Source organism: Terriglobales bacterium, from assembly GCA_035764005.1.
Lineage (GTDB): Bacteria > Acidobacteriota > Terriglobia > Terriglobales > Acidobacteriaceae > Gp1-AA112.
Genome location: DASTZZ010000032.1, coordinates 1 through 19,960, shown reverse-complemented (window position 1 = coordinate 19,960; position 19,960 = coordinate 1). Strand labels below are relative to the sequence as shown.

The 19,960-nt window shown below is 55.5% G+C and carries 14 protein-coding genes; 7 read left to right on the top strand and 7 right to left on the bottom strand.

Features of this window, described 5'->3' with window-relative positions; all coding sequences use genetic code 11:
• Window positions 1-24 precede the first annotated feature (24 nt).
• On the top strand, window positions 25-1,848 hold the full coding sequence (locus VFU50_06145; protein ID HEU5232420.1) for a TonB family protein: 1,824 nt from the start codon (window positions 25-27) through the stop codon (window positions 1,846-1,848).
• Here VFU50_06145 and VFU50_06140 read toward each other — a convergent pair.
• The 5 genes from VFU50_06140 to VFU50_06120 form a co-directional block, all read right to left on the bottom strand.
• Window positions 1,845-2,249: a biopolymer transporter ExbD gene (locus tag VFU50_06140; protein HEU5232419.1), complete on the bottom strand. Its 405-nt coding sequence runs from the start codon at window positions 2,247-2,249 to the stop codon at window positions 1,845-1,847. The genes VFU50_06145 and VFU50_06140 overlap by 4 nt on opposite strands.
• A 106-nt stretch (window positions 2,250-2,355) precedes the next feature.
• A complete protein-coding gene (locus tag VFU50_06135; protein HEU5232418.1) occupies window positions 2,356-4,596 on the bottom strand; it encodes a hypothetical protein in 2,241 nt (746 codons plus the stop codon).
• A 301-nt stretch (window positions 4,597-4,897) separates the two neighbouring features.
• The gene (locus VFU50_06130) at window positions 4,898-5,395 is read right to left on the bottom strand and encodes a TlpA disulfide reductase family protein (protein HEU5232417.1); all 498 of its coding nucleotides are present in this window, start codon (window positions 5,393-5,395) and stop codon (window positions 4,898-4,900) included.
• A 36-nt stretch (window positions 5,396-5,431) separates the two neighbouring features.
• Window positions 5,432-6,421 (bottom strand): A/G-specific adenine glycosylase, encoded by a 990-nt coding sequence (locus tag VFU50_06125; GenBank protein HEU5232416.1) that lies wholly within the window; start codon window positions 6,419-6,421, stop codon window positions 5,432-5,434.
• Window positions 6,422-6,476: 55 nt separating this feature from the next.
• Window positions 6,477-8,369 carry an ABC transporter ATP-binding protein gene (locus VFU50_06120; GenBank protein ID HEU5232415.1) on the bottom strand — a complete coding sequence of 631 codons (1,893 nt, stop codon included), beginning with the start codon at window positions 8,367-8,369 and terminating at the stop codon, window positions 6,477-6,479.
• Between the two features lie 179 nt (window positions 8,370-8,548).
• Between VFU50_06120 and VFU50_06115 the strand changes: the two genes are divergently transcribed.
• The 6 genes from VFU50_06115 (at window position 8,549) to VFU50_06090 (ending at window position 16,378) form a co-directional block, all read left to right on the top strand.
• A complete protein-coding gene (locus VFU50_06115) occupies window positions 8,549-11,206 on the top strand; it encodes a beta galactosidase jelly roll domain-containing protein (GenBank protein HEU5232414.1) in 2,658 nt (885 codons plus the stop codon).
• Window positions 11,207-11,213: 7 nt separating this feature from the next.
• Window positions 11,214-12,605 (top strand): APC family permease, encoded by a 1,392-nt coding sequence (locus VFU50_06110; protein HEU5232413.1) that lies wholly within the window; start codon window positions 11,214-11,216, stop codon window positions 12,603-12,605.
• 108 nt (window positions 12,606-12,713) lie between these two features.
• Window positions 12,714-13,685, top strand: a complete 972-nt coding sequence (locus VFU50_06105) for an aldo/keto reductase (protein ID HEU5232412.1) — start codon at window positions 12,714-12,716, stop codon at window positions 13,683-13,685.
• Between the two features lie 74 nt (window positions 13,686-13,759).
• Window positions 13,760-14,596, top strand: coding sequence for a protein-disulfide reductase DsbD domain-containing protein (locus VFU50_06100; GenBank protein ID HEU5232411.1), 837 nt, complete (start codon window positions 13,760-13,762; stop codon window positions 14,594-14,596).
• A 15-nt stretch (window positions 14,597-14,611) separates the two neighbouring features.
• The gene (locus tag VFU50_06095; GenBank protein ID HEU5232410.1) at window positions 14,612-15,214 is read left to right on the top strand and encodes a thioredoxin family protein; all 603 of its coding nucleotides are present in this window, start codon (window positions 14,612-14,614) and stop codon (window positions 15,212-15,214) included.
• 255 nt (window positions 15,215-15,469) lie between these two features.
• Complete coding sequence (locus tag VFU50_06090; protein ID HEU5232409.1) at window positions 15,470-16,378, top strand: hypothetical protein; 909 nt, start codon at window positions 15,470-15,472, stop codon at window positions 16,376-16,378.
• 76 nt (window positions 16,379-16,454) lie between these two features.
• On the opposite strand, the gene VFU50_06085 is transcribed toward VFU50_06090, so the two are convergent.
• On the bottom strand, window positions 16,455-16,931 hold the full coding sequence (locus tag VFU50_06085) for a hypothetical protein (GenBank protein HEU5232408.1): 477 nt from the start codon (window positions 16,929-16,931) through the stop codon (window positions 16,455-16,457).
• A 523-nt stretch (window positions 16,932-17,454) separates the two neighbouring features.
• Complete coding sequence (locus VFU50_06080; protein HEU5232407.1) at window positions 17,455-19,584, bottom strand: S9 family peptidase; 2,130 nt, start codon at window positions 19,582-19,584, stop codon at window positions 17,455-17,457.
• Window positions 19,585-19,960: the final 376 nt, after the last annotated feature.

Genomic DNA, 19,960 nt, shown 5'->3' with positions numbered 1-19,960 from the left:
TACTCAGTAAGCAACGGTTTTTCCATGTCCGTCCCTGGCAGTGCACGGCAGCAATCGTCGATCTCAAGAGCTGCGAACGCGCGCCAACCTCGCCTGAATTGGGAACTCCCTGAGTGGTTTCCATCGTTTCGCGAAAATCTCTCTTCTCTGCTCCGTGGTGAGGAATCAAGCAGTAACGGATTCCGCCCGGGAATCTTCTGGAAAGATGTCTTCGTCGATCAAGAGCTGAATTGGAAAGCAATCACGCGATCGTATGCCGGCCACCTGATCTTTGCCGGGCTGGTGTATGTGCTCTCGATGCCGTACTATGCGCATCACTTCACGCTCGTTCAATCGCACGATCGAATTACTTATATCAACCCCGATGAGGACATTCTTGTTTCGGAGCCTCCGGTCGAACAGCCGGCGCCGAAGAAGCTTGCAGCGGTAATCAGCCGCAGTTCTAGAGCGCATTTTGCTTCGCAGAGCGATGCCGCGAAGCGAGTCGCGCAAGCAATGGCGGTTCCAAAATGGGCAGACAATACTACACGCACGATTGTCACCCCCACTGCGCCAAAGATTTTCGCTACCGCTCCGATGCCCGACATCGTGCTGGTTACGCCAGTTCCACAGGCGCCTCGAGTAGCCTCAGTCGCATCGAGCGCACCCAAACTCGTAGCGCCGGTTCTGGATGTAAGTCCCGTCGCGCCGCCTCCTGACGTGAGCCAGGCAAAGCTGACCATGCCGGCGCTGCCTCAGGCCGCGGCAATTGCTCCGCCTGTAGATACACACGGAACACGCAACCTGGCGAAGCTAAACATCATGCCAACGCCGCAAGCAGTAAATGCGGAACCGAAGCTCACGGTTACGGCCAGTAATAACATTCCCAGTTTCGGAAATGTTGAACCAATTGCTCCGGCTCCCGACCTGAAGAATGCGGGTACGACTCAGCTGTCGAAGGCTATTCCTGCTCCAGCACAGCCGGTTGCTCCGCCTCCAGACACGCAGGCTCTGGCACGCGCTTCGAGATTGAGTGGGAGTCTCCCGGCAGCCGCCGAGCCGATCGATCCAGCGCCGGACATTAGCGGCACCGGGACTGCAGCTTCGGCAGCCGGCTCACTGATTTCGATCAATCTCAATCCGGTTGCAGGACCGCCGCGAGTGCCGGACGGAACCCGACGCGGTGCGTTCGCGGGAAGTCCTGATGCTGGAAACGGTACAGGAATACCTGAGCGCAAAGCCGGCGGCAACGGTCCGGGAGGCGATTCACCGGTAGCCACCAAAGACGAACTCGGCATCATCGCTGCCGCAGTTCCGCATGGAGTCGTCGACAATATTGCAGCAGTGACCTCTCCCGTTTCGGGAGGGAGTCCGCTGCGTAATTCCCTGCTGGCCATGGCGAGGCATCCCGGCTTGAGCTTGCCGCCTCCACGCGTGACGCCTACCGATGATCCGCCGAATGCTGTGGACGAAAAAATCTTCCACGGACGCAAGTACTACACGATGGCGCTCAACAAGCCGAATCTGACCTCCGCAGGCGGAAGCTGGATCTTTCGTTTCGCCGAGCGCGGCATTAACGGCGGATCCGGTGACGTGACTGCACCGATTCCATTGCGGGAAGTCGATGCGGCGTATCCGGCCGAACTGATGCGCGAGAACGTTCAGGGCGTTGTCATTTTGTATGCGATCATCCGCGCTGATGGCAGCGTTGCAGAAGTAAAGATTCTCGAGGGTTTCGACGATCGTCTCGACGAGAATGCAGCCCGGGCGCTCAGCGCCTGGCACTTTGTTCCCGGCACGCGCGATGGCAATCCCATCGATCTCGAAACGGTGGTCCGCATCCCTTTCCGCAGCAGGCGCGGGTTCTAAGGAATCAGCCCAACTCGGCGGACGTTCACGCCATACGCCGTGTCGATCACCTGGGCCACGTAATCGAATTCCACATCGGGATCGCCTTTGACGAACAGCACACGATCCGCGCGGGATTTGTAGATCTCAATCAGGCGATTTCCAAGATCCTTCCAGGCGAGTGGCTGCTGGTTGATCGCTATGGAAGGAGGGCCGCTCTTTTCCTGTTTGAGCTGCAACACGATGGGAGCGTAGGCCTGAGCGTCATTGCCTTTCTGCTGAGGAACCTCCGTGAGCAGACCATGCGGATCCATGGGCGTAATGATCATGAAGATAATCAGCAGAACGAGCAAAACATCGATCAAAGGTGTAACGTTCATCTCCGCTGCAGGACGACCGCCTGCTCCCAAATTGAAACTCATGTTTTCTCCAGCTGCACAATTGGACACCGAAGCCCCGGAGAGAGTTTCAGATACGGCTACTGCGGTTGGTGAGGCACCATTGTTTGTCGGATGAATGCAGACGGACTTAAAGCGCGGTGGCTGCAGTGGTAAGTGGTTTTTCGAGCAACTGATAAATTTCCGGACTTACACATACCTCATAGTATTTGCGTGCAGTCCAGTCGTTGACCTTCATGCTGCCGGCGTCAACGTGGGGAATGACAGCTTCTCGAATTGCGATCTTGTGGAATAGTCCCGAGGCAATCGGAACGGTTCCGCTGAACAGCTTGACTTCTTCTTTCGGCCAAATCGTGGCTAGCTGGCAGGAATGCTCTTTGAGGCTAATTTCCTGCGCGAGCTTTTCGAATGCGGCTGGGCTGATCATTGCGCCTCCGATGTTGTACCGCACCAGGAATTCGTCGGGATTGCCGCTCGTATCCTTATCCTGCACTGTTTGCAGACTGAACACGTTAAACGGTGTCGTTCTGCCGGCCACGAACTTGCGCGCGCCCTTACTGCAGGAAGACAGCCGATCGCTTTCGTTCAAGGCACGCGAAATCATGATTCGCTGCGGGCCGTACATGAGATACATCGGCGGCGAGTCCTGATACGAGATCCCGATTCCGAGTTCCAAAGCGGGAAGGCCCTGCTTTTGCGACTGCTCGTTATAAGCACTCACGATACCGAGCATTTCTTTTGCCAGTACGCAGGCGCGCGCTACTGCGAGACCACCTTCGCCTTCCCGCTCAAACAAGGCAAGGATCATGGCGTCGCCTTCGATAAACACCGTCGCGGCATCGTACTTCGGCAGAAGCTTATTAATCGGTTCGTAGAAGTTCAGGCTGAAGTATGAGGCTGGATTGAGTCCTCGCTCGAAAAGCGTGCGGGTGAGCGTAGTCGATTCGCGAATGTCGGCTTTGAGTATGACGTGCCGCAGAACCTTTTCTTCTCCAGTCTTTTGTTCATCGGGGAGCAGGAACTCATAAAGCGTGTTGTTGATTGCCGAGAGTTCGCGAAGCCGTTCGGTAGAAATTACGTTTATTGCGTCCATGGCCGAACAGACAGCTTCAAAGCGACGGAAGTCGCGGTGATAACGAACGAAGTCGGCAAAGAATCGGGCTGCGAGCTTGGCGCGTTCTCCACCTCGCCAAGATTCCAGCTTTTTGACGGCTCCGTTTAGATTGTCAGGAGAGATCTTTCCATGCTCCTGAAGCAGGCTCTCAACACGCGAGCGTTCGGTCCGCGAAATCAGCGCGTTCTTGAGCTGCTGCGGATTAATCGGCGGCGAGTACTGTGCCAAAAGAGGAACCGCTTCGTAGGACGCAATCACATGATCGAAGACGTTCTCTTTCTCCAGCATCTCCAACCAACCATTCAGGAGCGCGCGTTGGGCTTTGCCTTTGGGAAGGCTCTCAACCGGAGAACCGCCGGCGAAAAGCTCGTGTGCGTTCTCGGGCTCGTTCAGCAAAAGGTCGATGCCTTCCTCGTTCTCCATGCCATCAGGCTGCAAAGAGCGCAAGAAGTCGCTGGCGATTGCCAGCATGGTTTCAAAACGGTCCGGATCACGATCGTAATTCCCCAGCATGACATACTGCTCGGCGTTTAAATAGTCGTCGCGTCCGTCTTCGGTATAGAGGAGACGGTTGAGGAAAAGATCGTAGGCGACGCTCTCGGTATCACCGAACAGCGAACGTCGCATGCGCGACAACGACTCCTTCTCGATGTCGCGAATCGTGACAAAAAGATCCTGACCGACTTTTCTGAGTATCGCTTTTTTGCTGATCTGAAAATCGGCGAAGCGTTGCCGCAGCTCCACACCTTTGGCCGCAAAGAGCTGGCGCGGCCCTTCATAGGATTTGAGCTTCGTGCGGCAGCGTTCAAGCGCCTGCGAGAATTGCGCGGGCATTTCGTTGCGCTGGAATTTCACGGCAGCGAGGCGCGCAATCAGATCGATGGAAACGTTGTTCTCCGCTTTGGCTCGATTCAGCGCAGCCATGTGGATATCCACCAGAGCGCGTTTGAAATCACTCGCTTCCGGCAACTTCGGCGCACCTGCGTTGCTGATTGCGGGTCCGGCAATTCGAGAAGCGGGCCGCATATTCGCGGCGGACTCTTCGACCAGCGCTTCGATGCGTCCGTGTTTAACGATGAGGCGGAAGATGTGCTGCCGCGCCGTTTCCATGAAGCGCGAGCTGAGCGCCACGTCATGGCGGATATTGTCAACGCCGCGCACTAATCCTTCGAGATGAATTGCGGGCTCGTAGGACGAAAGCTGCACCTGGCGAGCATGTGCAGAGAGCGACCCGCGTTGTAGGAAGCCAAAGGGCATCGCGTTCAGTCCGGCGGCAAGAAGGGCTCAGACCCAGCGACGTCAGTTCGCCTTCAGGCACTTGCAGACACAAACCGGGACACGCAAGTGTAGTGCGCTCTTTCCGCAACAGAGCAGTGGGTGTTCACCTTATCCGCTTAGTTACTTTGGTGTTGGGTCGTACTGAGGCGGTAAGCGATAGTTGATAGGCAGAGAAATTCTCAGACGAGGCAGATGGACAATAGTATGGATAGATGCTAACGGGCCGCCACTGCCTGAATCTATCGTTCTTGTCCGCGACCGCGGACTAATTTTTCGCGCTTCAACCAGCTTTGAATTCGGCGATCTGTTCGGTCGGGTAGAAAACTGGATGCTGCTGCTGAGCTGCATCCATCATGGAGAGCTTGATATTGATCTCTTCGATGTCCTTACGCGACCACCCCACGCTGCTGACCTCGATTTCACCACCGCGATTGACCAGAAACACACTAGGCACATTTGTGAGCTTGTACGCGTTCGAGACGACATAGCGGGCAGGATCGTCCAGGGCGGTTGTGAATGTGACGCCATATTTCTTCACGAAACTCGCCGTGTCCTTCTCATTGTCCTGGGAGATGCCGATGAAGGTTACAGCCTCGGTTTTGTGTACCTGCCAGAGCCGTTCCAAATAGGGAAAAGCGTACTGGCACACCGGACAACTCACCTTGAAGAATGCCAGAACAACCGGACCATCGTTTAGAACCTTCGAAAGAATTAACGACTTTCCAGAGGTACTGGTAAGCGCAAACTCGGGAGCCCGAATGCCGCATGCAAGTGCCATTATCTTCCCCTAATCGAAATCTCACTTCATTTGATTCTAAGCAAGCAGCTTTAGCTTCCGCAAAATCTTCCGCGTCAAACCTGTCAGTGGCAACGTGCCTAACTGCGCCATTGGAGTCCACCTGAGCGACGTTCTGTGTTCGGGATCTCCCGATTCAAAGACCTCGACAGTCCAATCGGTCGTAGTGACCGAATGCCTGACCTTCATCGTCGCAACAGCTTCGGGTGCGGCCTTGAGCTGTGGCAGTTCCCACATTGCCGGCATCAGGCTCTCTCGTCCCGATCTGCGATGAAGGAGAATCATGCTGCCTCGGCGCCGCAGGAGCAGCAACGCGGTCCGCTGTTGCCGCACTTCGCGTCTTCTCACATTCTGAATCGCCCGACTCTCGGAAGCGCAATAGTTCCCAATCGGACAGCTTTTGCACAACGGTGCTGCCGGCGTGCAGATCGTGGCCCCTAATTCCATCATCGCCTGATTAAAATCACCCGGATTTCTCGGATCCAGCAGTTCCTGCGCAGCAGCCCAGAGTCGCTGGCCGGAAACTTCGCTTTCCATCATCCTGTTGAGCACGCGTTCAACATTGCCGTCCACCACGGCAACGGGCTGGCCAAATGCAATACTGGCAATCGCGTTGCCTGTGTAGCGTCCGATGCCGGGGAGCTGCTGAAGTTCCACTGACGTCTTGGGCACGCGTCCGTCATGGTCGGCGACGAGCTGCTTCGCTGCGCGGTGCAACATGCGCGCGCGCCGGTAGTAGCCGAGTCCGCTCCAGGCCGCGAGCACGTCTGCTTCGCTTGCGGAGGCAAGGTCACGAACCGTCGGAAATCGTTTTAGGAACTTCCGGTAGTGCTCCAGGACGGCAGCAACCCGAGTCTGTTGCAGCATGATTTCGGAAACCCAAATGCGATATGGATTGCGGGTTCTCCGCCATGGCAGGTCGCGTCGATTCGCGTGATACCAGGAGAGGATCTGGCGGCGAATTGTCCGCGACTGTTGTGAATTCGTGAAGAGGCGAGCAGCGGGCACGTTGAGCGGATTCTATTTCATTCGTTACGACCGATCATGGATTTTCTGGCACGCTTTAGCTCACGCTGCCGCGCAACACGTCAGCGGTCGTGGGCACGCGCATCCCGCGTCCTTGTGACTCGGCGCCTTCCTCAATACTGTCGCCTTCGCCTGGCGCGAGAAACAGATTCTGTTCGAGGCCATGCTGCTTTGTGTACAGCTCAAAGTATCGGCGTCCGAGTGCGTAGAGCTGCTCGTGGGTTCCGCGTTCGATGATCTCGCCATTTTCGACCACAAGAATCTGCTCGGCACGGCGGATTGTGCTCAAGCGATGCGCGATCACGAAGGTCGTACGCCCGCGCATGAGAAATGACAAGCCTTCCTGAATCAGAGCCTCGGACTCGGAGTCGAGGCTCGAAGTAGCTTCGTCGAGAATCAGAATTCGGGGATCGGCTAGGATTGCGCGGGCAATTGAGATGCGCTGTCGTTGTCCTCCAGAGAGCTTCACGCCTCTTTCACCAACTATGGTGTTGTATCCCTTCTCGAAGCGCTCCGCGAACTCATCGACACGCGCGATACGGCACGAGCGCAGGATTTCTTCTTCCGTCGCCCAAGGTCGCGAAAAGGCCACGTTCTCGCGAATGGTCCCATCGAACAGAAACGATTCCTGCAACACTACGCCCAGCTGCGTGCGATACGAATCGAGGCGCACGGTGCTCAGATCAATGCCATCTACAAGGATGCGACCACTCTGCGGCTTATAGAAAGCAGCGAGCAGACCAATGATGGTCGATTTTCCCGATCCGGACGGACCTACCAATGCCGTGACAGTTCCCGGCATCGATTGAAACGAAATGCCATGCAAGACTTCCTTGCTCTGCTCGTAGGCGAAGCTCACGTCTTCGAATTCGATCGTGCCGTTGATTCCGGGAAGCGTGACCGTCCGCTGGGGATCGACATCTTCCGCCGATTCATTCAGCACTTCGCGCACACGTTCTAAACCGGCCATAGCTTCGGTGATCTGGGTTCCGATGTTCACTACCTGAAGCACCGGAGCGATAAGGAATCCCATGAACATCGTGTAACTGAAGAACTGACCGACTGTGAGCGTACCGGCGAGCATCCTCTGCGCGCCCAAGTACATGATTGACGCACTCACAATGCCCAGCAGTACTGTTGATGACAAACTCATCACGGAAGTAGCTGTGAGAGTGCGAAGGACGTTATTGAGGAGCCTTCCAACACCGCCGGAGAAGACTTCGTGCTCGCGATCTTCAGCGTGATAACCCTTGATTACGCGCACGCCGCCGAGCGATTCGGTCAGGCGTCCACTCACTTCCGCATAAATCTTGCTGCGCTCTCGAAAAATTGGACGAATCGTTGAGAACGCCTTCTTCAGCGCCAAAGCAAAAACGGCGATGCAGACGAACGCGATCATCGTCATCGAGACGCTGATGTGGATGAGCACGATAAACGCAAGAATCGCGGTAAGCAGGCCGCCGAGAAAATCGACCAGTCCAGTGCCGATGAGATTGCGAACGCCCTCGACGTCCGACAGAATGCGCGCAACCATTGTTCCCGTTTTGGTCGCGTCGTAATACGCAATCGGCAGACGGCCAACGTGCTCCTGGATCTGCCGACGCATGTCGGCGATCAGTCGCTGCGCAGCTTTGGAAAGTAGTTGAGTCAGAGAATACGAGGTGATTCCCTGAATAATCGTTGCCGTTACTACAGCAATAATGATCTGATGAAGAACCCAGGCGTGCTTCTTAACGATCACGTCATCGACCAAATACTTGGTCGACGCCGGCAGCACCAGTCCGGCGACGCGATTGATGGACATCAGCAACAAGCCTATGCCCATGAGTCCTTTGCGCGGCCTAATCAGAGACCACAGCTCAGGCAGAGCTCCCTTGATCTGCTGAATAGCAGGGGGTTTGGGCTTTACCTGGACTGCGGCGGTGGCCATTGCGATAGGGTACAGGGGAAATGACGCGGTGAACAGCTAGCCGATTGTGCAGGTTTAGGCTTTAAATTGCTTCTTTGTTGCCGAAATTCCATCTTTACTATTAAAACGTATCAACACCAAGAACTTTACGATTCTTGCGACCCGCGAATGCGGTTGTCGCGAGCTTCCGAGCGTGCCGAATGAGTGTAGCCAAGCTGGGTGCCTTTGCTGTCTTCGTTCTGGGAATGTGTTCAACGGCGTTTTCAGCCAACCCCCTGCCCGCCATGGCATCTTCCCGCATCGCGCTGGAGAAGAATTGGCATATTCAATCCGGCTGCAAGTTGAGCGTAGGCGGCGATGCGCTGTCCCGCGCCGCCTACAACGACCAGAGTTGGCTGGCGACTACAGTGCCGCACACGGTCGAGGGCGCGCAAGTCGATGCCAAGCTGTTTCCCGACCCTTTCTATGCGATGAATCTGCGTGCCATTCCGGGGACGACTTATCCGATCGGCAAAATCTTTACCAACCTGCCGATGGACGAGGACAGTCCGTACAAATGCTCCTGGTGGTATCGAACCGAATTTCGCCTTCCTGCGGAGCTGAAGGGCAGGAACATCTGGCTGCACTTCGACGGCATCAACTACCGCGCGAATATCTGGGTCAATGGGCAGCAGATCGCTAAATCCGACGACGTGGCGGGCGCATACCGTACCTACACCTTCAACATCAAAGATGTCGCACGACCGGGAGCGGAGAACGCCGTTGCAGTGGAAGTATCGGCTCAGACTGACACCGATTTGGGAATTAATTTTGTTGACTGGAATCCGATGCCCGCGGATAAACTCATGGGCTTATGGCGTCCGGTATACATCACGTCCAGCGGACCGGTTTCTGTCCTCTACCCGGCGGTGGCTACTCATTTTCCTGACGACACCCTCGAAACTGCTGACCTCACGGTCATGGGCGAGTTGCAAAATGGAACTGAGCAAGAAGTAACCGGCTCAGTCGAGGCTACTCTGGAAGGCATCGGCACAGTCGAGCAGAAGGTCACGCTGGCCGCCAACGAGCACAAGACCATCGTGTTCGATCCAGCGCTGTTTCCGGAACTTCATATCAAAAATCCGAAGCTGTGGTGGCCGTATCCGCATGGGCCGCAGAACCTTTATACGATTCAGATGCGATTCCGTACCGGTGAAGGCATTTCCGATTCAGCCAGCGCCAAGTTCGGCATTCGCGAGGTCACGGCAGACAAGAATCAGAACGGCTACGAGCTTTTTCACATCAATCACAAGAACATTCTGATTCGTGGTGGCGGATGGTCGCCAGATATGTTTCTGCGCGTCAACTCAGAACGTATGGAGAATGAACTCCGTTACGTTCGCGATCTGCGGCTGAACACGATTCGCCTCGAGGGCAAGCTGGAGACCGACGAGTTCTTCGATCTCGCCGACCGATATGGGGTTCTGATCATGGCCGGCTGGTGCTGCTGCGATCACTGGGAGCACTGGGACAAATGGCAGCCTGCAGATCACGAGATTTCGAAAGCCTCACTCGCCAGCCAGATTCAGCGACTGCGAAATCATCCCAGCATGCTTGTATGGCTGAACGGCAGCGATAATCCGCCGCCTGCCGATGTCGAAACGGATTACATCTCGATTCTTCAGGAGTATCACTGGCCAAACCCGTTTCTTTCTTCGGCAAGCGCCGCTTCTACGACGGTAACTGGTCCGAGTGGCGTAAAAATGTCCGGCCCTTACGATTTCGTGCCACCCTCCTATTGGTTCGTCGATCCAGGCCGCTGGGGCGGAGCCTATGGTTTCAACACCGAGACCAGTCCCGGACCCGCGCCACCGCTGCTAAGTTCGCTGGAGAAGTTTATTCCCAAAACGAACCTTTGGCCGCACGATGATGTCTGGAATTTTCATGCGGGCTTGGGCAACTTCAAGCAGACCAATCTTTTCGACAACGCGATGTCTGTCACCTACGGGCCGCCGACTTCGCTGCTCGATTACGAGAAAAAAGGCCAGGCAATGGCCTATGACGGTGAGCGCGCGATGTTCGAGGCTTACGCGCGCAATAAGTACAACTCGACCGGCATCATCCAATGGATGTTGAACAATGCATGGCCGTCGGTGATCTGGCATCTTTATGACTACTATCTGCTTCCGGCGGGCGGGTACTTCGGCGCGAAGAAAGCCAATGAATATGTGCACGCGCAGTATTCGTACGATGACCACTCGGCCGTTGTCGTGAACAGCCTTTATCAGCCGCAGAAAGGACTCAAGCTGCGCGCTCGCGTCTTCGATCTGAATTCGAAAGAAAGGTTCTCGGACGCAAAAGAGATTGATGTAGACGCCGACAGCGTAGCCCGCGTCCTCATGATTCCTAATATGGGAGAGTTGAACTCGCCCTACTTTGTGCGCCTCGACCTCGCCGACTCTGCTGGAAAAACCATCAGCACCAACTTCTACTGGATTCCGCAGCAACTGGCGGAGTTCGACTGGGAGAAGAGCACGTTCTTCACTACTCCCGCCAAGTATTCAGATATGACCGCTCTGGCTGCGTTGCCGCCGACCAACGTTGAATGGAACAGCCAAACCGAGCACATCGGTGACGAGGACATCGTCCATGTGACCTTGCGCAACCCGGGAAAGAACATTGCATTCCTCGTCCGCGCCGATCTGACGCGTGGTCGAACGGGCGATGATGTTGCTCCTGTCCTTTGGGACGACAATTACGTCTCTCTGCTACCTGGCGAATTGCGCACCATCTCTGCAACAATCCGCGCGCGTGACCTGGGAACAACAGTGCCGGTCGTGAAAATCAGCGGTTGGAATGTGAAGACAGCCACGCCATAGCGCAATCATGAGCAACAGCCCTGCAACCGCACAGTCGGGTGCGAGCGCTCCGTACCTGCGGCGGGTTCTCACGCTCTGGGACCTCGTCTTCTACGGTATCGTTCTCATCCAGCCGATCGCGCCGGTGCCGCTGTATGGCATCGCACAGAAGCTCTCGAATGGGCACTTCGCGACGATCATCCTGATCGCGATGTTCGCGATGATGATCACGGCCTTCAGCTATGGCCGCATGGCGACGCTCTATCCGGCAGCAGGATCGGCGTACACCTATGTGGGACGCGGTCTGAATCCCCATTTGGGATTTCTCGCCGGATGGGCGATGTTCCTCGATTATCTCTTGCAGCCTCTGATCAATACAGTCTGGATCTCGACTGCGCTGCACGAGCGCTACGTGAAGTCAGTACCATTCTTCGTCTGGGCGGCAATCATTGCTGGAATTATTACCATTTTGAATCTGCGCGGGATACGCTCATCGGCACGGGCGAATAAAGTCCTGCTCTTTCTTATGTTCGCAGTCGTCGGGTTCTTCATTGCGCTTGCCATCAAGTTCCTGTTTCGCGAGCAGGGACTGGCAGGCATGTTCTCGACTCGACCGTTCTACAATCCCAGCACATTCGACTCGCATCGCATCTGGAGTGCAACGTCTTTTGCTGCTCTCACCTATATTGGCTTCGACGGAGTCACGACGTTAGCTGAAGACGTGGAAAACCCCAAGCGTAACGTTCTGCTCGCCACGGTACTGGTGTGTGTGTTCACTGGAATATTTGGTGGGTTGCTCGTATATCTTGCGCAGATGGTTTGGCCGGACTGGCACACATTTTCCAATTTGGAAACGGCGTTCATGGATGTTTGCCAACGAGTCGGAGGCGTAGTCCTCTTCAATGCGATGGGAGCGATTCTCATCCTCGCAGCCTTCGGGAGCGGCTTAACCGGAGGACTTGGCGCGGCGCGGCTGCTATTCGGCATGGGACGCGACAACGTGCTGCCTCGCCGCCTGTTCGGATACTTGAGCCCCGGAAGCAGCACACCGACTTACAACATCCTCATCATCGGCGGGCTGACCTTTATTGGCGCGGTACTCCTTAACTCCATTGGAAATGCGTATGAGCACGCGGGTGAGCTTCTTAATTTCGGCGCGTTTCTCGCATTCATGGGAGTGAACTTCGCGACCTTCTGGCAGTTCGGTGTGCATCGGCGGGTCGGAGGAGCGCGACGAGTGCTGGCGGATATCGTGCTGCCTTTCGGCGGCTTCATCTTTTGCGGGCTGATCTGGTGGAACCTGAACACGCTCGCAAAAGTAGTTGGCGGCATCTGGTTCCTCGTCGGGCTAATCTACGTGGGCATCACCACGCGAGGATTCCGGCAGGCTCCTGCGATGATCGATTTCAGCGAATCCTAGTCGGGTCCAAAAGACGGGCGGCGTCGTTACGCCGTTTCATTCAGGGATTCGGCGCTATTCCACTTCGCTTCACAATTTACAATTTAGGACTTCAAAGGAGCGAGCGCCGTGAAATGTCGCAAGCTGGGGCGTACGGGATTCGAAGTCAGTGAGATCGGGCACGGTCTTTGGGGCATGAGTGGCTGGAGCGGGTCCGAAGACCGCGAATCGCTGGATGCCCTCCAACTCTCCACCGACCTCGGCTGCAACTTCTTCGATACCGCTTGGGCCTACGGCGAAGGACACAGCGACGAGCTAATCGGCAAAATCCTGAAACAAAATCCGGGCAAGCCTCTGTATGTCGCCTCGAAGATACCCCCGAAAAACCGGAAATGGCCCGCTTCGAGCGAATACGCTTACGAGGATGTATTTCCCCGGCGGCACGTTCTCGATCATGCAGAAAAGATCCGCAAGGCGCTCGGGGTTGACACGATCGACCTGCTGCAGTTCCACGTTTGGGACGACACCTGGACCGACAAACCGGAATTTCGAGTAACAGTAGAAGAACTCAAGAGCAAGAAGCTTATTGCCCACTTTGGACTGAGCCTCAACCGCTGGGAGCCGGAGAACGGGTTGAAAGCTCTGCGGGCAGGCCTGGTTGATGCCGTGCAGGTAATTTACAACATCTTCGATCAAGCACCCGAGGACGAACTCTTCCCCGCATGTCGCGAGCTAAACGTCGGAGTCATCGCCCGCGTGCCGCTCGACGAGGGAAGTCTCGGCGGGAAGATGACCCTCGATACGAGATTCCCAGCGAGCGATTGGCGCGCAAGCTACTTCGGGCCTGAAAACCTGCCCGCCACGATCGAACGCGTCGAGCGCCTGAAACAATTGCTGCCGCCCGGAATGACGCTTCCCGAAATGGCGTTTCGCTTCATTCTTTCCCACCCTGTTGTGAGCACTACGATCCCTGGAATGCGCAAACAGGATCACGTGCGGCAGAACATCAGTTACAGCGACAAAGGCCCACTCTCGCGGGATCTGCTGCAGGAATTGCGCCAGCATCGCTGGGACCGCCGCCCTAAAAAATGGGCTGCATAAAAAAGCTGGTTGGAGTTGGCAGTCAACTTCACACCGCTTCCAAACTTTCAATAGAATCTCCGAATAGCGGGCGAATGGCTACACAGGCCAAAGTATGGGTCTCGACGATCGCGCTGACTTTCCTATGCGCCGCATCTGCGCTGGCTCAAAGCTCTAAGCCACAGCATGCGCACATCTCTCTGCTCGCGAGCCCATCTGATTCTTCGGGAACGCAGTGGATCGGACTGCGATTCCAGCTCGATCCCGGCTGGCACATTTACTGGACGAATCCCGGCGACTCCGGTGAACCGCCGAAGGTCATTTGGCATTTGCCTCCGGGGTTTCAAGCAGGAGACTTACAGTTCCCTGCTCCACATCGCATCGCTGACCATGGCATGACAGACTACGGATACGAGGGCGAGGCAGTATTGCTTTCCAAGCTCACGATTCCTGCCGGTGCAACGTCCAATCATCCTGAGATTGCCGCAGACGTGAGATATCTCGTCTGCCGCGAAGTTTGCATTCCCGCAAAGGATCGTGTGACGCTGAAGCTCGCTGACCAGAACGCCGGAACTGCAAGCCTGCTTCAGGCCGCTCAGGCGCGCTTGCCTGGTGACTTGCCTCATGGCGTACATGCGCGTGCGACAGCGGGAGCCGAAGCGTTCCTGCTCTCCATTGGCCCCAGTTCCCGGCTTGGGCACATTAACGATTTCATCCCCTCCGAAGAACAGGTGATCGACAATTCGTCAAAGCCTCAGATCACAAAATCGGGGGTAACAACGCAAATAAGGCTCAAGAAATCAGAGCAGCTGGATCAAGCCGTCCCGGAGGTGCGCGGTCTGCTTGTTACCAATGACAAGGCCTACAATGTCGTTGTGCCGGTGACCACAACCAAGGGTTCTCAGAAGACCTCTGCTCGAAAGCACAGTTAAAGGAGTACCGCCGCTATGAAGAGAACGCGTGTTTTCCTTCCCGTTTTAGCACTGTTCGCCCTTTCCGCGTTTGCAGTGAAGGTGGGCGATCAAGCTCCGGACTTTACCGGAACCGACAGCCACGGGCAGACACATAAGTTGTCTGACTACCGCGGAAAGTTCGTAGTTCTGGAATGGCACAACAACGACTGTCCCTTCACGAAGAAACATTACGAGAGCGGTAACATGCAGAAGCTGCAGCAGGAGTGGACGGGCAAAGGCGTGATCTGGCTCACCGTGATCTCCTCGTCGCCGGGCTCCCAAGGCTACGTTACCGCCGACCAGGAAAATGAATACCTGCAGAAGATGCATGCCGGTCCAACTGCAGCCATTCTCGATCCCAAAGGCGATATCGGACATCTCTATGGCGCGAAGACCACGCCGCACATGTTCGTGATTAACCCGCAGGGCCAAATCATCTACAACGGAGCGATCGACGATAAAGCAACCACCGATCTTTCCGATGTGAACGGCGCAAACAATTATGTCTCCGACGCTCTACAGGAAGCGATGTCGGGCAAAGCCGTAGCTGTGGCGACTACGCGTCCATATGGATGTTCGGTGAAGTACGCCGACTAAGCTCGCGGGCGGCTGATTTGAAGGGCGGCGCTCGGCTGCAGAGCGCCGCTTTGTTTTCTCCTCAAAAACTCCGACCAAAACTCGCTCCTCTCAACGGGGAGCATTGAAAAGTTCCCTTTCGTAACTGCCGGGATCGTCCTTTCTATTTATTGCCTGTGAGTTAATCGGCAATATTTCCACAGCACTCCTCCCCCAGCGTTCAAGCAAAAACGAGCAAAAGGACCCTGTACCCCTATGTTGAAGCGAAGTTCTGTTTTGGCACTCTTCATTGTCCTGATTGCGGCTTCGGCTTGCTTTGGCCAGTCGAATCCTTCGATCCAGTCGCTGCGTATCCCTGACAAGGGTTTCAGCTCGTACACCAGCCTATCGCAGAGCTATGACTCCTCCGCGAATTGGACGAGCACGATAGACTCAACCGTCAGCTATAGCTTCAACAAGGTGTTCGGAATTTCAGTGGGAGCGCCGTTCTATTTGGCCTACAACCAGCCGCTCTTCTCCGCCGGAACGACAACGCAGACGACCACAACAACTCAAACTGCGCCCATTTCGGGGTACAACGCCGTAGGCGATTTACGCATTGGCCTGCGTTTTGCAACGCCAACTCCAGTGCTGAAATATGTTGTGACCGTAACCGGAACTGCACCCACTGGCGACACTTCGCTCGGCCTCAGCACAGGACGCTTCACTGGAGATTTCAACAACCATCTGGAATTCGATCTGTGGCGCATTTCCCCACTGGTTGAGCTTGGACTGGCAAACACCAGCGCGCTCGTCAGCGCGGTTAAGCGTCCTTACACGACGTTGGGTATGTTGTCGCACTATAAGGCTGGATTGGGAATTCCGCTGGGCAAGCGGCTAAATTTCGAGTTTTCCGGCTATGAAAACCTGCCGCTCGGCCTGCAAAAACTGTACAGCGAGTTCAATCGCGGACCAGGCTCGATTCCAAGCAGCAACGGCAAGGGAAAATCGCAGCCGATCTACGAACAAGCTGCGGCGATAATCGGCAACGGTTTCACTGAAGACAACGGATTCAGCACCGGATTAAACGCCGATCTTGGCCGCCGGGTGGATATGGGGTTCACTTATGACCGCAGCGCCCGCCAGCAACTTGATACCATCGAATTCAGCATCGGCTTCCGTATCGGGCACGCGCCGGCACACTGATAACTGCGTGATCTAAACCGAACCACAAGAATTGCGGCTCGAAGCAACGCTTTCGAGCCGCGTTTCATTTGTGGAGCTATTGCGAAGTGCAGACCTCTCCGAGATAGTCACCGCTGGTTGTTCCTTCCACAGGATCGAAGTTTCCGCGCAACCGGATCTGTCCCGTCGCGTTCGCCATCGACCCGGTGCCGCCGGTGAAGGTGATCAGCGAAGCAAAGCCTCCCTTTCCGGGAGGTAGATCAATGGTTCCCGTGTCGGTACCGAAGAGCTGATCGCCATTCTTCAGTGAAACAATACTGTGGCCGGTGAAGAACATGATGGTTGGAACTTCCGGGTCGCCATTGGGAATGATCTTGTCCATGGTGAACCTGTACGTGCCTTGGACGCCGCCCCACACTCGTCCTGCGGTGCAAAGCGGGCCCGAACAGGTATCCGCCGGTTGCACTGTCGCTTCGAAGCTTCCCACTACGGGTTTACATTGTTGTGCGGCATTTGCGACACCTGCACAGCAGATCGCTAATACCACGAGAATCGCGGGCCGAAACGAAGTCATAGGTTTCCTCCGGTCGGGTGAACTGCACGTTTAAGACCCCTTCAATCTACGGAGCTGAGAGTCCCACAACCCAAGTGTTTTCCAGTAAAACAGTGAATAGCGCCTTGCCCGGTAATTAACCGATTGGTTAATCAAGAATCGCAAAGTGAACGAAGCTGTTCTTTAGAGTCAATTTCCCGAACACAAAGGGCGTCCATTTTCAAGAAAATCGGGGGTAATCGCCTGCTTATGAATTTGGCTATCGACCTGCAATGGCTCTTAGCGGCAGAGGTTCCCTCGTGAACCGGTTCAAGAATGGAACTGAGCCGGTCACACCATTCCGCCACGCGGGGAGTTACTACAATGGCGAAAATCATCGCATTTCAGGTTCCACCCAACCACAAAAGCCAGGAACACTGGGTCCCACCCCGATTGCGAGGACGAGTCATCGATTTCCAGACGCGATCCGAGTATCTGCAGCGAATGTTCGAGGAGCGACTGCGCGTAGTGTCAACCTTATCGCGCAACGCCGGATAAGTGCGCTCTAATCCGCGATCCCGACCTGGCTGAGGATGAATGCGTAATCGAATGCAGCTTCGTGCAGACGATCGTAGCGGCCCGACGCGCCGCCATGACCGGCTCCCATATTGGTCTTAAGCAGGAGCATCTTGTGATCGGTGCGCGTAGCGCGCATCTTGGCAACGTACTTCGCCGGCTCCCAGTACATTACCTGGCTGTCGTTGAACGAGGTCTTCACCAGAATATTGGGGTAGACCTTATTCTCGATATTGTCGTAAGGCGAGTACGTGAGCATGTAATCGAACGCAGGCTTCTCTTTGGGATTGCCCCATTCCTCGAACTCCGTGACCGTGAGCGGAAGCGACTCGTCGAGCATCGTGTTCATTACGTCGACAAACGGCACCTTCGCGATCACCGCTCTGAATAGATCCGGACGCATATTCGTGACGGCTCCCATTAGCAGACCTCCAGCACTCGCGCCTTCAATCACCAGCTTGTCTTTTGAACCGTAGCCCTTGCTCACGAGGTACTCAGCACAATCGATGAAATCAGTGAATGTGTTCTTCTTGCGCATCATGCGACCGTCGTCGTGCCAGGTCTTGCCCATTTCGCCGCCGCCGCGTGGATGCGCGATCGCGTACACAATGCCGCGATCGACCAGACTGAAGATATTCGAGTTGAAGCTGATGTCCACTGAAATCCCATACGAGCCGTAGGCATACAGATAAAGAGGACCGGTTCCGTCAAGCCTCCTGCCTTTCAAATAAACGATCGAAACTGGAATCTTGGTACCGTCCGAGGCCGGAGCAAAAATCTGCTCGACTTGGTAACGACTCCGATCAAAACCGCCGGGCACTTCCTTCTGCTTGAGCAATGTCGAGCCGCCCTTGGACATGTCGTACTCGAAGATCGATTGCGGCGTGACAAAGGATTGGTAGCTGTAGCGGAATTTCGTTGTGTCGTATTCCCGGTTTACGTAGGCTGCCGCCAGATAGGCCTGTTCCGGAAAGGGAATGCGATGAGAATGGCCGCTCGCAAGATCGGTGACGGAAATCTGGGGAAGCCCATGTTCGCGTTCGTAGGTGACACAGTAGTTGCGGAAGAAATCGGTGTCATCGAGCATTACGTCGGCGCGATGCGGAATCACCTCGCGCCAGTGCATGCGCTGCGGAGCGTTCACCGGCGCCTTCACCAGCCGGAAGTTTCGGCCAGCATCGTTTACGCGGATATAAAAGAATTCGCCATTGTGATCGGGATAGTATTCAATATCCTGCCGGCGCGGTTCGATCAGCTTCCAGTCTGCCCGCGGCTGATCGGCAGCAATGTACCGCGCCTCGCTTGTCGTATGGCTTCCCGAAATGAGAAACAAGTAGCCTTTGCTGCGCGTCCGAAATACTTCCACGCCGAAGCGCGCGTCCTTCTCTTCGTAGATAAGATCGTCAGTTCCAGTGGTTCCCACTGTATGCCGATAAAGCCTATATTGCCGCTTGGCTGAATCCTCGATCGTGTAGAAGAGCGTCTTATTGTCATTCGCCCACGCAACAGAGCCGGTCTTCTCGATGTGATCAGAAAGCAGTTTGCCGGTGCGGAGATCTTTGACCGCGAGCTTGTATTGCCGGAAGCCTGTGTCGTCGGTCGAGTATGCGAGCAGGTTGCCGTCGTCACTCACCTGATAGGCCGCCACCGCCATGAAGCTCTTCCCTTTTGCGAGTTCGTTCAAGTCGAGAACGATTTCCTCTGGAGCCTCCATGCTGCCTTTACGACGGCAGCGGATCGGATACTGCTTTCCCGCTTCGGTACGCGAGTAGTAGAAGTAATCGCCATATTTGTACGGAACCTCGACGTCGGTTTCCTTGATGCGACCGAGCATCTCGTCGTAAAGCGTTTTTTGCAGCGCCTCGGTCGGCTTCATCAGCGCGTCCGTATAAACGTTTTCGGCTTCCAGATACGCCTTCACGTCCGGATTGCTCTTATCGCGCAACCAAAAATAGTTATCGACTAATGTGCGCCCGTTGATTTCTGTGGTCTTCGGAATCTTCTGCGCGACTGGAGGAGCGGGTACGGCCGACGCAGTGTCGGCAGCTTCGAGCGGGAGCGTTGAGTAGGCCACAATTAAGACTACAAGAATCCCTGTACTCGCGAGGAGCTGCTTCATCCCGTTTTCAACCTTAAGAAGGTAAGTTGTTGTGCGCGGGCAGTATAGAGCCAAAGCTGCTTGCGGTCGGGTAGTTTTCTCAGTATCCCCGCGCGGAATCGCGGAACCCCGTGAATCTTGTCCAGTCAGAGCAGGCGACAAAAATGTTCTCCGGGCTTCCACTGTTCTCCTGAAACGGGGCTATAATTCCCGCAAATAGGGCCATTACTCCTACCAATGAGGCCCTATGCGGTTTGACCCGGCCAGAACGCTCCGGGCAACGAATTCGCGAACCAGATCGAACCCGGTCGAGGTGAATATGTCTGGACTATCGCCGATGATCATGTTGCTCATCCTGTGGGGCGGAATCACCCTGGTTTTGGTGGTTCTTCTCATT